Below are 13910 nucleotides of genomic sequence, written 5' to 3'. Positions count from 1 at the left end.
TATGAATTTAAATAAAAGTTACCAAGAGGATTTTGATAAGATAAGCAAATCAGATTTAAAAACGCGACTTGCAAGACTTTCAAGAATATGTGAAAATTTGAAAATACCTGTATTGGTGATGATAGATGGTTTTGAGTCCTCAGGCAAGGGTTATGTGATTAATGATTTAACTGAAGAGCTCAATCCAAAATATTGCGATGTTGAAGTTTTTGAAAAAGATGAGGAATATGATAAAAAATATCCCTTTACAAAAAGATTTTTTGACAGCATCCCTAAAAAAGGCCATATAAAAGTTTTTGATAGATCATTTTATTATAAATTGTTTGACGATATAAATGTTAATGACAAAGATTTGGAAAACAGGATAGAGTCTTTAGGAAAAGTTGAAAAAATGCTTTATGATGACCAGACAATAATTATAAAACTTTTCTTAAATGTAAGCGAAGATGAGCAGAAAAAACGAATTAAAGAATTAGAAAATAGTAAACAAAAAAGCTTTTATTTAACCCAGTCTGATAAAGATCAAAATAAAAACTATAAGGAATATCAAAAGCACTTTGAAAATATTTTAGAAAAAACAAATTTTGATTTTAGTCCTTGGACCATTATTGACAGTAACAATTTGAAAAAAGCCTCCAAGGAAGCTCTCTATCAAATGTTAGAAGAACTTACAATAGGACTAGAACGCGTATCAACTCAAAGAATTGATAGCAAAAACGAAGAAAGATCTTATAGCAATCCAATAAAAGTAATAGAAAATTTAGACCTAAATAAAAGTATCTCGGATAAAGAATATGATGAGAAAAAAGACAAGTTAGAAAAAGAAATCAAGGATTTTCTTTTTCAATTTTACGAAAGAGGTATTTCTACAGTTTTAGCATTTGAAGGTGTAGATGCCGCTGGAAAAGATGGGGCTATTGAGCGTTTGATAAAAAAAGTTGACCCAAGACTTTATACTGTCCATGCTATCTCTGCACCAAGCAAAGAAGAAAATGAATATAATTATTTATGGAGATTTTATAATAAATTACCAGAAGATGGTTATACGGGGATTTTTTCTAGATCATGGTATGGAAGAGTAATGGTTGAGAGAGTGGAAGGATTTGCTAGTACAAGTGAATGGGCTAGAGCCTATGATGAAATACTAGAGTTTGAAAAACAAATTGCTGAGCATGGAACATTAATTTTGAAATTTTTTGTAGTAATAGATAAAGATACCCAATATCAAAGATTTATGGATCGTGAAAATAATCCTGATAAAAACTATAAAATTACAGATGAAGATTGGCGCAATCGTGATAAATGGAGTAGCTATATCGATGCTATGGATGAGATGTTATATAGAACAAATGTCGACTATGCTCCTTGGATAATAGTGGAAGGTAATCAGAAACATTATGCACGAATTAAAGTAATGGAGGAATTTTTATCAAGGGCTAAAGCTCATTTGAAAGAATATGATAAGAATAATAATAAATAATTTTTTATTTTTAAAATAAGTAGTATAATTATGCCTGTATGAATAAAAGGGGAGATTTTATGAGAAATAAGAGATATTTATCATTAGCTTTAATTTTAGCTTTATCTGCACCACTTACAGCTTGTGGCAATACACAGCCATCAGAAGAAAAACCGGCTCAAGAAACAAGCGAAGAAGTAAAAGAAGCTGAAAAAACTGGTGATGTTGCAGTAGAGCCAGTTCCAGCAAATGAAATAGCAAATAAAGATGCAGGAGAGAAAGGCATCTATGACCTAGAATTTGGCTACCTACCAGAAACATTTGTAGAAAACTTTAAAGATGAAAAAAATGACCTAAGAACTGTAGAATACATGGCAGAAAAAAATCCTGCTAAAAAAATTACAATACAAATCACACCAAAAGATGAAAGATTAGAAGAGATTGTAACAGTACCAGCAGATGCAGAAGACATCACAATTGGGGAAAACACAGGAAAATTCTGGGATGATGGTTCATTTAACTACATTGTAATTAAGGATGGAGAAAACCACATTTACACAAGAAGTACAATCGATAAAGAAGAAGCTATAAAAGTTATTGAAGAAATAAAATAAATTTGTAAGATATACTCTTAAGAAGTCATTCTTAGGAGTATTTTTTATGCAATATTATATATCATATTTTTTTATATATGCCATTATAGGCTGGATACTTGAAGTATCATTTCATGTTATAACTAAAGGAAAGTTTATAAACAGGGGATTTTTTAATGGACCATATTGTCCTATATATGGATTTGGAGCTTTATCGGTAATTTCTTTTTTAAATTTGGTAGGGGATGGTAATAAATTAGTATTATTTTTTTCTGCTATGTTTATATCGACTTTATTAGAGCTTATAACGGGCTTTATTTTAGAAAAAATATTTCATAAAAGATGGTGGGACTATACTAGCTATAGATTTAACCTTGGAGGTTACATTTGTGCAGAATTTTCATTATTATGGGGAGCAATATGTTTTATACTTTATGAAGCCATCCATCCACTTATAAAAAAAGCAGTAATTCTTATTCCAGCAAAAATTTTATTAAGTATAAATATTTTAATGCTAGTAGTTTTTATAATCGATTTTGTATCCACTGTGATAACTCTAATGGGTCTAAGCGATAAGTTTAAAGCTATAGAAAATCAATCAAAGGATATTAGAAAAGTTTCAGATGATATAGGCAGGAGAGTTGCCGATAAAACATTTATTGCCCTAGATAAGAAAAAGGAATTAGAAAGCTCAAAGTTAGCTAAGGGATTTGACGAAAGAAGTGCTGAGTTTAAAAATTTATTTAACTCATCTGGAGAAAGAAGAATTTTACGTGCCTATCCTAATCTATTAAAAGATTTGGAAGCGAAATGGGAAAATATAGAGCATAGAAACAAAAAATAATAGTAGCAGGATATTTACAAATTTTATAACTATACCAGGAGTTTATATGTTAAAAGTTTATATAATTTACTTTTTTATATATGCCATTATTGGATGGATTTTAGAGGTTACCTATAATGGTATTCGCGCTGGCAAATATATTAACTGCGGAGTTTTAAACGGGCCATGGTGCCCTATATATGGGTTTGCAGCAGTTGCTATTTTACTTTTACTTAATAAAGTTGATACTAATAGCAAAATATACTTATTTTTTGCTAGCATGCTTGTAGCATCAGTTATTGAGTTGATAACTGGCTTTATATTAGAAAAAGTATTTCATAAAAAATGGTGGGATTATTCGGATAAAAAATTTAATATAGGAGGCTATATTTGTGCGGAGTATTCTTTATTATGGGGAGCCTTATGCTTTATTCTTTATGAAGCCATCCATCCAATGATAGCAAAGTTTGTAAAAGTCTTTCCGGTAAGATTTTTAATAATTGTAAATGTGATTATAGCTATAATATTTATCATAGATCTAATATCAACGGTAAATACTATCCTAGGAATTAATAAGAAGTTTAAAGAAATAGAGAAATCAAAAGAAAAGCTAGGAGAAGTAACTACTGAGATTGGAGAAAAAATTGCCCATAGGGGCATAGAAACTGCAGAAAAAACAAGTTATAAACGCAAGCACTTTGATGAACGTAGCACAGAGTTTAAGGAAAGTTTTCAAAGGTACGGAGAAAAGCGTATACTAAAAGCCTTTCCAAATCTAATTAAAGATTTGGATGATAGGGGATATGATTTTAAAAAATTGAAAAATAAATAAGCAAAAACTCTCAAACCGCCTGCTTGGCGGTTTTATTTTTTTGCATTTAACTTATAATTATAGGTAAGAAAGTAGGTGGCTTCTGGAACCTTTAAAGATATTTATTGTTGAAGATGATGATGTGATATTAAAGGCCTTGGAGAAATTTTTAAAAAGTTGGTCCTATGATGTATATTTTCCAGATGATTTTTCAAGTGTTTATGAAAATTTTATAAAAACAAATCCTGATTTGGTTTTACTAGATGTATCATTGCCATTTTTTAATGGATATTATTGGTGTGAGCAGATTAGAAAATCTTCGAATGTGCCTATTATTTTTATTTCATCTGCTGATGAAAATTTAAATAAAATAATGGCTATGAACATGGGAGCAGATGATTATATTTCAAAACCTTTTGATTTGGATTTTCTTTTGGCAAAAATAAAAGCTTTGCTACGCAGATCTTATGAATATAAAGATTTTTCTAACAATATTTCCTACAAAGACTTAATAATAGATAGGGATAGGATGGTCTTAAAGTTTGATGATAAAGAGATGAGCTTATCAAAAAATGAATATTTAATATTAGAAATGATGTTTGAATTTCCAGAAAAAATTTTTAAAAGAGAAGAATTTATGGATAAGATTTGGCAAACGGATGAATTTATAGATGATAATACTCTAACTGTAAATATAATGAGGCTTAGAAAAAAACTGGAAGAAATAGGGCTAAAAGATTTTATAAAAACAAAGAAAAAGGTGGGATATTATATTGAAAGAAATATATAAGTTTTTAAAGCTAAAGGTCCATAGCTTAATTATATTTTTAATCTATGTCATGTTTTTACTAGCAAGCGCTTTATTTGGCTTAAATACAAATTATATAATCTATATTGTCCTAGTTTCTTTATTTATGTTCGTAGTAAATATTATAATTTCCTACTTCAAATATAGAAAAATTATCCAAGATATAGACGATTGGTCAATGGATAAAACTTTAAGAGAGCCGTATATAATAGAAAAAACAAAATTTGCTAAAAAAATGTTAAATCTTCAAAAAGAAAATGAACGTATGGAAAATGCATTTGACTTAAAGATGAGAGGTTTTAAAGACTACATTACCATCTGGACCCACCAAATTAAAACTCCTTTATTTTCTCTAAGTTTAATTTTAAATGACCACCCAGTTGATAGTCATGCTGCACAAGGTGAAGTTTTTGAAATTGAAGAGTATATAGAGAGTCTTTTATCCTATATGAGGCTAGAATCTCTATCAACAGACTTTGTTTTTGAAGAGGCTTTTCTTGATGAACTAATCAACTCATCTATAAAAAAATATGCCAAAGTTTTTATAAAAAAGAAAAACCAAGTAAAATTTACTCCTACTAAGCTTAAAATAACTACTGATAAAAAGTGGTTTGGTTTAATTTTGGATCAGATTTTATCAAATGCTAATAAATACACTGACCAAGGCTTTATATCAATCTATATTAAGGGAACAAATTTAATTATAGAAGATAGCGGCATCGGAATTAGAAAAGAAGACTTGCCTAGAGTTTTTGATAAATCCTATACAGGTTATAACGGTAGGATTTACAAAAAATCTACAGGAATCGGTTTAAATTTAGTAAAAACTACTGCCGATAACCTAAGTATAGATGTATTTATAGAATCAGAAGTTGATGTAGGGACTAAAGTAATATTAAATCTTAGCCGTATTTTAAACTAACAAATTGTCACTTTAAGGATATATTTGTTAGCTTAATCCAAGGATTTTTATTTTTTCCTATTGTATTATATAGAAAAGATAAGAAAGGAAGAAGATTTTATGTTACTTGAAGTTTCAAATTTAGAAAAAATATATAAGACACGCTTGTCAGACAATAAGGTAGTAGCCCTAGATAATGTAAATTTCTCAGTAGAAGAGGGCGAATACATAGCCATAATGGGAGAGTCAGGATCAGGTAAAACCACACTTTTAAATTTACTGGCTCTTTTAGATAGACCTACTAATGGAAATATAGTTTTAGAAGGTAAGGACTTGTCTACTATAAGCGATTCTCAAATCTCAAAATTTAGACGCGATCACTTAGGGTTTGTCTTTCAAGATTTTAATTTATTAGACACCCTAACCCTTAAAGAAAATATATTATTGCCTCTAATACTTGCAGAAGAAAATCCAGAAACTTTTGAAAAAAGAGTTGAGGATGTGGCTAGACCCTTAAGAATTGATAAAATTTTAAATAAATATCCTTACGAGGTATCTGGGGGACAAAAGCAAAGATGTGCAGTAGCTCGTGCTTTAATCACCAATCCAAAATTACTTTTAGCAGATGAACCAACCGGAGCCCTTGATTCAAATTCATCAAGAGAATTAATGGAAGTATTTAGAGAGCTAAATAATGCTGGGCAAACCATAATAATGGTTACTCATTCGGTTCAAGCAGCTTCTGAAGCAAAAAGAGTACTCTTTATAAAAGATGGTAAAATTTTCCACCAACTTTATAATTCTGGCTTTACAAAATTTGACATGGCAGAAAAAATTGCAGCTACCATGCAAATGCTTCAAAGAGGTGATGTAAAATGAAATCACTCTATCATAGACTTGCCATCGATGGGATAAGAAGACATAAAAGATTATATTTACCCTTTATTGGGACAACAGTTTTTTTCATAGTGCTTATAAATATATGCTTATCCATTCGTGTAGATCCTTTAATAAAGCAATTTTTTGGAGCAACTACCATTGGAACCTTAATGAAATTAGGAGCTATAGTTTTATCGATATTTGCGATAATTACGATATTGACCAACTATAAATTTATCCAAAAAAATAAGGCTGAGGAAGCTGGCCTCTATCTCATGCTAGGTATGGAGAAAAAGCACCTTACAAAAATATATTTCCATGAGCTTTTAAATTTATATTTAAAATCAGTAGTCCTAGGAACGGTAATTTCAGCCCTTGTTTATAAATTAGTTTTAGCAGGTCTATTTAAACTTATGGAGTCTGTTATTAAAGTTTTAGAAAATGGAATATTTCCTGACTTTGCTCCCCTACTTTTAACAGCGGCTATATTTTTGGGAATTTTTGCTATTTTACTTATTATACAAATATTTAAAAGCAGAAGTTTTACTCCCTTAAGTTTCATGGAAGAAGCCAAGGCTGGGCAAAAGGCTCCAAAACATCCAATTTTAACTGGTGTATTTGGCATTATTTGTATAGGAGCTGGATACTACATTAGTCTATCTGTCCAAAACCCTATGCAAGCCTTTAAATTATTTTTCCTTGCAGTTTTACTTGTAATAATAGGAACATATGCAGCCTTTTCTGTAATAGTTTCTGGTATTTTAAAACTACTTCAAAAAAATAAAAATTTTTACTACAAAAAATCAAACTTTACAGCGGTTTCTGGTTTGGTTTATAGGGTGAGAAATAGTGCTAATACTCTTGCAAGTATTGCAATATTATCTACTATGGTAATTGTTGTTTTAACTTCAGGTTTTTCCCTTTATTTTGCAACAAGTGAGATTCAAGAAGAATTATTTAAAACTGACTATAAATTATCCTTTCCTGGTAATGAGGATATGGCTTATTATAAAGATGAAGTGGATAAGATTTTAAAAGAAAATAATAAAACAGGCAGCATTTGGACCTATGAAAGCATTATACTTCCAGTTGATAGGCAAGGGACTACTATAAGTAAGCAAATTACAGATGATCAGTCCTTAGATGGTAGCCAGATAGATGCAGTAACTTTTGTCCTGGATGAGGATTCTACTTATGATTTTGAAGGTAAGGATGCCATCTTTATTCAAGGTGATAAAAATAGGTGGATAGAAAAATTAGATGGCTTGGATATAAGTGTTAAAAAAGAATTGATGGAAAACTATCCAACTCCTATTTCTATTGCAGATATTTCAATGAGCGATAAGGACCAGCTAATCTTTAAAGACCCAGATATTTTTAAAAATGCAATAAATACCTTTAGTGTAGATTGGTATGGTGGCGGTGAAACTATTAGTAATGTAAACTTTGATGTTGATGGTGATTATGATCCTGATTTAACCAACAAAATATGGGAGGAACTAGAAAAAGATGCTGATTATCATTGGTTTAGCTTACAGGATAGTCAAGTAGAAAAATATGACCTTTTAGCTATCTATGCTGGAATATTTGTTGTTGGTATTATCTTAGGTTTAGGATTTTTGGTATCAACAGTACTTGCAATATATTACAAGCAACTTTCAGAAGGTATGGAAGATAAGGCAAGATTTAAAACAATGCGCCAACTTGGTATGACTGATGGGGAAGCTAAAAAGTCAATTTCAAAGCAAATGGGACTCGTATTTTTCCTACCTCTAGCCTTTGCCTTTATGCATTCGCTTTTTGCCATACCAATTATTACAAAATTTTTACAGATGCTAAATTTAAACAATGTTAGATTATATATAATGTGCTTAATCTCTGTATTTGTAGCCTATATAATTTTTTACCTACTAACTTTTAAGATGACAGAAAAAACTTACAATGATATAGTTTTAGAATAAAAAAACTGCAGGAAATAAGTCCTGCAGTTTTTTCTATATTACATTTGAAATTAAAACCATAAGTGGCATCAGGATAACTGTCATTAGTCCAGCAACGGCAATTGATAAACCACTCATAGCTCCTTGGATATCACCCATTTCACGAGCTTCCGCAGTTCCTAAAGCGTGAGCAGCAGTACCAAGTCCTATACCTTGAGCTACTGGATCATTTATTTTAAATACTCTTATTATAATTGGAGCTATAATAATACCTATTATTCCACGAATGATAACTGCTATAGCTGCAAGGGGAGCAATCCCACCATATTCTTCAGCAAGACCTACCGCGATAGGTGTAGTAACTGATTCTGGTAAAAGAGTCATCATCATTAACTCATCAACTTTTAAAACCTTAGCAAGGATAATAGTTACTATCATAGAAACAAAACTACCTATCAGAATACCAATAATTATAGCTGAAAAATTTTTCTTAAGAGTTTCTATATTATCGTAAAGGCTAACCATAAGAGCTACAGTTGCAGGACCTATAAAGAAAGATATTATTGATCCTCCTTTGTTATATTCTTCGTAAGAAACCCCTAGCAAATGTAATATTGCTGATATAACAATAATAGAGATTAAAAGAGGATTAAATATAGACTTTAAAACTCCATTATGTATTTTGCTAGTAAGTTTTTTAGCTAGTTCAAAAACAACAAACGATAAAACGATACCAAAATATGTACTACTAAACATTTTTTCTCCTTTTTTGAACTAATGTTACAACTAGCATAGTTACAGTCATAGCAATTGCCGTTGATATGAGAGTTATAATAAACATTGAAATAAAGCTTGCTTTAAATAAGTCAAAATGTTCTATTATTCCAACCCCTACAGGCACAAATAAAAAGCTCATATTATCTAATATGGTGTTCGATGCGCTTTTTACATCATCGGTTTTTAATGCTTTACTTACAAATAGTATAAATAGTATTGCCATTCCATAAATTGTTTCTGGTATAGGCAATGGAATTAGGTATTTTAATATACTACCTACAAATAAGCATGCGCATAAGATAACAAATTGTTTTAAAAATCCCATATTTTCCTTCCTTTCTTTTCCTTATATATAAATGTATAAGGTATTTATAGAAACTATTATATATTATAATTAAAAAATAATCCAAAAAATATTTGACATAGACTCTTTAGCCGGTATACTAAGTAAATGTTATACATCAAACGTCTGAAAATAGAGATTGTTCTATAGACTTTAGAAATCTTTATAAATTTATATAAAGTATTGTAAAATCTAGTAAAAGTGCTTGATTTTAAGATGTTTTTGTTGTATTATAATATGGTGCTTTGAAGCAAGATGTTGCTTGTGGCTTAAGCCAAAACCATGAGGGAACTCTTGTCTAGCAAGTTTAGAAATAATTCTAAGCGGTTTCCACACACATCAAACGCCCGGAGGCGTGGTATAGAAAGAGAGAGGAAAAATGGCTAATCAACAAAAAATCAGAATTAGACTTAGAGCTTATGATCACGAAGTTATCGATAGCTCAGCAGAAAAAATCGTAGAAGCGGTTAAAAGAAGCGGAGCAGAAGTATCTGGACCAATCCCACTTCCAACAGAAGTAGAAAAGATTACAATCTTAAGAGCGGTTCACAAATACAAAGACTCTAGAGAACAGTTTGAACAAAGAACACACAAAAGATTAATCGATATCATTAACCCAAATGCAAAAACACTTGATGCACTTAAGAAATTAAACTTACCTGCAGGTGTTGATATCGAAATTAAGTTATAATAACTGTAATTAGAATGATTGGATAATCAATCCGCTGTAATTAAGGAGGTACTCATGAAGAGTATATTTACAACAAAAGTAGGCATGACTCAAGTCATCGATGAAGACGGAGTTATCACTCCAGTTACTGTTCTAAAAGCTGAAGAAAATGTAGTTGTACAAATTAAAACAGAAGAAACAGACGGTTACAACGCAGCACAAATCGGCTATATGGACAAAAAAGAAAAAAATGTCAAAAAACCAGTGAAAGGTCACTTTGACAAAGCAGGCGCATCTTATAAAAGATACTTAAAAGAAATTAACTACGGAAATGACCCAGTAGACCTAGTAGTAGGTGATACAGTAGCTGTAGATATCTTTGAAGAAGGCGATATCGTAGACGTTGTTGCAACAAGCAAGGGTAAAGGTACCCAAGGTGCTATTAAAAGATGGAACTATGGTAGAGGTCCACAATCTCACGGTTCTAAATCTCACAGAGTAGCAGGTGCTCGTTCAGCAGGTTCAGATCCAGCAAGAGTATTCAAAGGTAGAAAAGGCTCAGGAAAAATGGGAAATGAAAGAGTTACTATCCAAAATTTACAAGTAGTTAAAGTAAATGCAGATGATAGTTACATCCTAGTTAAAGGTGCGGTTCCAGGACCTAAAGGCGGACTTGTTCAAGTAAAACAAGCGGTTAAGGGCCAAAACTAAGGAGGAGTTAGATGCCTAAAGTTAATGTTTTAAACATAAAAGGAGAAAATGTTGGGGAAATCGAGTTAAACGAAACTCTATTTAACACTGAAATTAGCGAACACGCTGTATATGAAGTAGTTAAAAACCAACTAGCAAATAAAAGACAAGGTACACAATCTGCTAAAACACGTGCTGAAGTACGTGGTGGTGGACGTAAACCATTTAGACAAAAAGGAACAGGTAGAGCTCGTCAAGGTTCAATAAGAGCACCACACTATACAGGCGGTGGAGTTGTATTTGCACCAAAACCAAGAGACTACAGTTACCAAGTTCCTAAAAAACTAAGAAGAAAAGCACTTTACTCAGTTCTTACTTCAAAAGTAAACGAAAACGAATTAGTAGTTTTAGATAGCCTATCATTTGAAGCTCCTAAAACAAAAGAAGCAGCAAACATTTTAAATGCAATAGATGCTGGTAAAAAAGCTTATGTAGTAACAGCAGAAAATGACAACATCGTTTATAGATCATTTAGAAATATCGAAGGTGTTGATGTATCAGCTGCAAACTTAATCAATGTTTATGACTTAGTAAGACATAACAAGCTAGTAATTACAAAAGATGCAATTGCTAAACTTGAGGAGGTATTTATATAATGAAATCACCTTATGAAGTAATTAAAAGACCAATTATTACAGAAAAAAGCATGAGCTTACTTGATGAAAACAAATACACTTTTGAAGTAGATAAAAATGCAAACAAACCAGAAATCAAAGCTGCTATCGAACAAATTTTTGACGGTGTAAAAGTTAAAAAAGTTAGAACTATGAATTACGAAGGTAAAAGAGTAAGAACTCGTCATGGTATCGGTAAAAAAGCTGACTGGAAAAAAGCTGTCGTAACACTAACAGATGACAGTGCAGAAATCGAATACTTCGAAGGTTTATAAGGAGGATTTAAATGCCTAGAAAATTAAAGCCAACCTCAAACGGCCATAGAAATATGTCTGTTTCAACATTCGAAGAAATTACAACAAACAGACCAGAAAAATCACTTTTAACAGACCTAAAAAGCAAAGGTGGACGTAACAACACAGGTAGAACAACTGTTCGTTTTAGAGGCGGTGGAGTAAAAAGAAAATACAGAATCATCGACTTTAAAAGAAATAAAGATAATATCCCAGCAACAGTAAAAACTATTGAATACGATCCAAATAGATCAGCAAATATTGCTCTTATCTCATACGCAGATGGAGAAAAGAGATATATCTTAGCTCCAAGAGGACTTAAAGTAGGAGATAAAATCATCTCAGGTAAAGATGCAGATATTAAACCAGGTAATGCACTTGAATTAAGAGATATCCCAGTAGGTACAACAGTACACAACATTGAAATGAGACCAGGACAAGGTGGTATCTTAGTAAGATCAGCAGGAACTGGTGCACAACTTATGGCTAAAGAAGGAAACTTTGCTACACTTAGATTACCAAGTGGTGAAGTGAGACTTATCCACTTAGGCTGTAAAGCAACAGTAGGTGTTGTAGGAAATTCTGAACACGAATTAGTAAGACTAGGAAAAGCTGGTAAATCTAGATACTTAGGACGTAGACCACACGTAAGAGGATCTGTAATGAACCCAGTAGATCACCCACACGGTGGTGGTGAAGGTAGAACACCAATCGGTCGTCCATCACCAATGACACCATGGGGTAAAAAAGCTATCGGTGTTAAAACACGTAACAAGAAAAAAGCTTCTTCACAATACATTGTAAGAAGAAGAGATGAAAAATAGGGGGATATAATGGCTAGATCACTTAAAAAAGGACCATTTGTCGATGATCATTTAATGAAAAAAATTGACGAATTAAATGAAAAAAATGAGAAAAAAGTTGTAAAAACTTGGTCAAGACGTTCTACAATATTCCCTGAATTTGTAGAACATACTATAGCAGTTCACGATGGTAGAAAACACGTGCCAATCTATATCACAGAAGATATGGTAGGACACAAACTAGGTGAATTTGTACCAACAAGAACTTTCAGAGGCCATGCTAAAAAGGCTACTGAAATGAAAAGTAAAATGCGTTAGGAGATGACAATGGAAGTAAAAGCAACAGCTAAATATCAAAGAATATCTCCTCTTAAAGTAAACTATATTTGTAAAGAAATTAGAGGTAAACAAGTAGACGAAGCACTAAACATTTTAAGATTTACAAACAAAAAAGGTGCTAGATTACTAGAAAATGTACTTAAAAGCGCTATTGCAAATGCTGAAAACAACAATGGACTTGACAGAGAAGACTTATATGTTAAAAACGCATTTGCTAATGATGCTCCAACAATGAAAAGATGGCATCCAAAAGCTAAAGGTGCAGCTTACCCAATACTAAAAAGAAGCAGCCACATCGGTGTAATTCTTGAGAATATAGAGGCATAGGAGGAAAAAATGGGCCAAAAAGTAAACCCAAAAGGATTTAGAGTTGGTGTTATAAAAGATTGGGATTCAAAATGGTTTGCAGACAAAGAAGAATTCTCAGATCTATTAGTTGAAGACTATAACATCAGAAAAGTAATTAAAAAAGAAGTTTATGATGCAGGTATTGCAGATATCGAAATAGAACGTGCAGTAAACAACCTTAAAATCACAATCTATGCTGGAAAACCAGGAATGGTAATCGGTAAAGGTGGAGCAGGAATTGAAGAACTTAAGAAAAAAATCGAAAAAGTTGCTCCAGGTAAAAGAACTATCATAAACGTAGAAGAAATTAAATACCAAGATTTAAATGCACAATTAGTAGCAGAAAACATTGCATCAGCATTAGAAAACAGGGTAGCATTTAGACGTGCTATGAAACAACCTATCCAAAGAACAATGAGAGCTGGAGCTAAAGGTATCAAAACTATGGTATCAGGTAGACTTGGTGGAGCTGATATGGCTAGAAGCGAAGGATATTCAGAAGGAACAATTCCACTTCAAACACTAAGAGCAGACATTGACTACGGATTTGCTGAAGCAGATACAGAATACGGTAAAATTGGTTGTAAAGTTTGGATCTATAAAGGCGAAGTCCTACCAGGCGAAAAAGCAGTTAGAGAACCAAAATTAAAACAAAGACCAAATAATAGAAACAACAAAAAAAGAAGAAACAACAATAGACGTCCTAACAGAAACGCAAACGAAAATACTAACAGATAGTATTTATATAAGGAGACAAAC

18 protein-coding genes are annotated in these 13910 nt (G+C 31.7%); 16 read left to right on the top strand and 2 right to left on the bottom strand.

Annotated elements, in window-relative coordinates; genetic code table 11:
* Position 1 precedes the first annotated feature (1 nt).
* The 8 genes from ACCQ40_RS01250 to ACCQ40_RS01215 all read left to right on the top strand — a co-directional run bounded on the left by ACCQ40_RS01250 (position 2) and on the right by ACCQ40_RS01215 (position 8235).
* On the top strand, positions 2–1480 hold the full coding sequence (locus ACCQ40_RS01250) for a hypothetical protein (protein WP_410032272.1): 1479 nt from the start codon (positions 2–4) through the stop codon (positions 1478–1480).
* Positions 1481–1539: 59 nt separating this feature from the next.
* The gene (locus ACCQ40_RS01245; RefSeq protein ID WP_410032271.1) at positions 1540–2073 is read left to right on the top strand and encodes a DUF4367 domain-containing protein; all 534 of its coding nucleotides are present in this window, start codon (positions 1540–1542) and stop codon (positions 2071–2073) included.
* 46 nt (positions 2074–2119) lie between these two features.
* Positions 2120–2896, top strand: coding sequence for a putative ABC transporter permease (locus tag ACCQ40_RS01240; RefSeq protein WP_410032270.1), 777 nt, complete (start codon positions 2120–2122; stop codon positions 2894–2896).
* Between the two features lie 46 nt (positions 2897–2942).
* Positions 2943–3707: a putative ABC transporter permease gene (locus tag ACCQ40_RS01235; RefSeq protein WP_410032269.1), complete on the top strand. Its 765-nt coding sequence runs from the start codon at positions 2943–2945 to the stop codon at positions 3705–3707.
* 82 nt (positions 3708–3789) lie between these two features.
* On the top strand, positions 3790–4476 hold the full coding sequence (locus ACCQ40_RS01230) for a response regulator transcription factor (protein WP_410032454.1): 687 nt from the start codon (positions 3790–3792) through the stop codon (positions 4474–4476).
* Positions 4460–5416 carry a sensor histidine kinase gene (locus ACCQ40_RS01225; protein WP_410032268.1) on the top strand — a complete coding sequence of 319 codons (957 nt, stop codon included), beginning with the start codon at positions 4460–4462 and terminating at the stop codon, positions 5414–5416. The genes ACCQ40_RS01230 and ACCQ40_RS01225 overlap by 17 nt, the downstream gene beginning before the upstream one ends.
* Before the next feature lie 99 nt (positions 5417–5515).
* The gene (locus ACCQ40_RS01220) at positions 5516–6274 is read left to right on the top strand and encodes an ABC transporter ATP-binding protein (protein WP_410032267.1); all 759 of its coding nucleotides are present in this window, start codon (positions 5516–5518) and stop codon (positions 6272–6274) included.
* Positions 6271–8235, top strand: a complete 1965-nt coding sequence (locus tag ACCQ40_RS01215) for an ABC transporter permease (protein ID WP_410032266.1) — start codon at positions 6271–6273, stop codon at positions 8233–8235. Before ACCQ40_RS01220 ends, ACCQ40_RS01215 begins: the two co-directional genes overlap by 4 nt.
* A 33-nt stretch (positions 8236–8268) precedes the next feature.
* Here ACCQ40_RS01215 and ACCQ40_RS01210 read toward each other — a convergent pair whose 3' ends face one another.
* Positions 8269–8970 (bottom strand): LrgB family protein, encoded by a 702-nt coding sequence (locus ACCQ40_RS01210; RefSeq protein WP_410032265.1) that lies wholly within the window; start codon positions 8968–8970, stop codon positions 8269–8271.
* Positions 8963–9316: a CidA/LrgA family protein gene (locus tag ACCQ40_RS01205; RefSeq protein ID WP_394010644.1), complete on the bottom strand. Its 354-nt coding sequence runs from the start codon at positions 9314–9316 to the stop codon at positions 8963–8965. The genes ACCQ40_RS01210 and ACCQ40_RS01205 overlap by 8 nt, the downstream gene beginning before the upstream one ends.
* A gap of 397 nt (positions 9317–9713) precedes the next feature.
* On the opposite strand from ACCQ40_RS01205, the gene rpsJ reads away from it, so the two are divergent.
* The 8 genes from rpsJ to rpsC are packed head-to-tail and all read left to right on the top strand — an operon-like array spanning position 9714 to position 13889.
* Complete coding sequence (rpsJ, locus tag ACCQ40_RS01200) at positions 9714–10025, top strand: 30S ribosomal protein S10 (protein ID WP_044565289.1); 312 nt, start codon at positions 9714–9716, stop codon at positions 10023–10025.
* A gap of 54 nt (positions 10026–10079) precedes the next feature.
* Positions 10080–10715: a 50S ribosomal protein L3 gene (gene rplC / locus ACCQ40_RS01195; RefSeq protein ID WP_394010643.1), complete on the top strand. Its 636-nt coding sequence runs from the start codon at positions 10080–10082 to the stop codon at positions 10713–10715.
* Positions 10716–10726: 11 nt separating this feature from the next.
* The gene (rplD, locus tag ACCQ40_RS01190) at positions 10727–11350 is read left to right on the top strand and encodes a 50S ribosomal protein L4 (protein ID WP_410032264.1); all 624 of its coding nucleotides are present in this window, start codon (positions 10727–10729) and stop codon (positions 11348–11350) included.
* Complete coding sequence (gene rplW / locus ACCQ40_RS01185) at positions 11350–11643, top strand: 50S ribosomal protein L23 (protein WP_394010641.1); 294 nt, start codon at positions 11350–11352, stop codon at positions 11641–11643. Before rplD ends, rplW begins: the two co-directional genes overlap by 1 nt.
* Before the next feature lie 11 nt (positions 11644–11654).
* On the top strand, positions 11655–12485 hold the full coding sequence (gene rplB, locus ACCQ40_RS01180) for a 50S ribosomal protein L2 (protein ID WP_410032263.1): 831 nt from the start codon (positions 11655–11657) through the stop codon (positions 12483–12485).
* 9 nt (positions 12486–12494) lie between these two features.
* Positions 12495–12782, top strand: coding sequence for a 30S ribosomal protein S19 (gene rpsS / locus ACCQ40_RS01175; protein ID WP_203126086.1), 288 nt, complete (start codon positions 12495–12497; stop codon positions 12780–12782).
* 9 nt (positions 12783–12791) lie between these two features.
* Positions 12792–13130: a 50S ribosomal protein L22 gene (rplV, locus tag ACCQ40_RS01170; protein ID WP_101539547.1), complete on the top strand. Its 339-nt coding sequence runs from the start codon at positions 12792–12794 to the stop codon at positions 13128–13130.
* Positions 13131–13139: 9 nt separating this feature from the next.
* Positions 13140–13889, top strand: a complete 750-nt coding sequence (rpsC, locus tag ACCQ40_RS01165; RefSeq protein ID WP_394010638.1) for a 30S ribosomal protein S3 — start codon at positions 13140–13142, stop codon at positions 13887–13889.
* Positions 13890–13910 lie beyond the last annotated feature (21 nt).

Source organism: Anaerococcus cruorum (assembly GCF_046365495.1).
Classification (GTDB): Bacteria; Bacillota; Clostridia; order Tissierellales; family Peptoniphilaceae; genus Anaerococcus; species Anaerococcus cruorum.
Note: the sequence above shows the minus strand (reverse complement) of the source record. Positions and strands in the feature narration are given on the sequence as shown.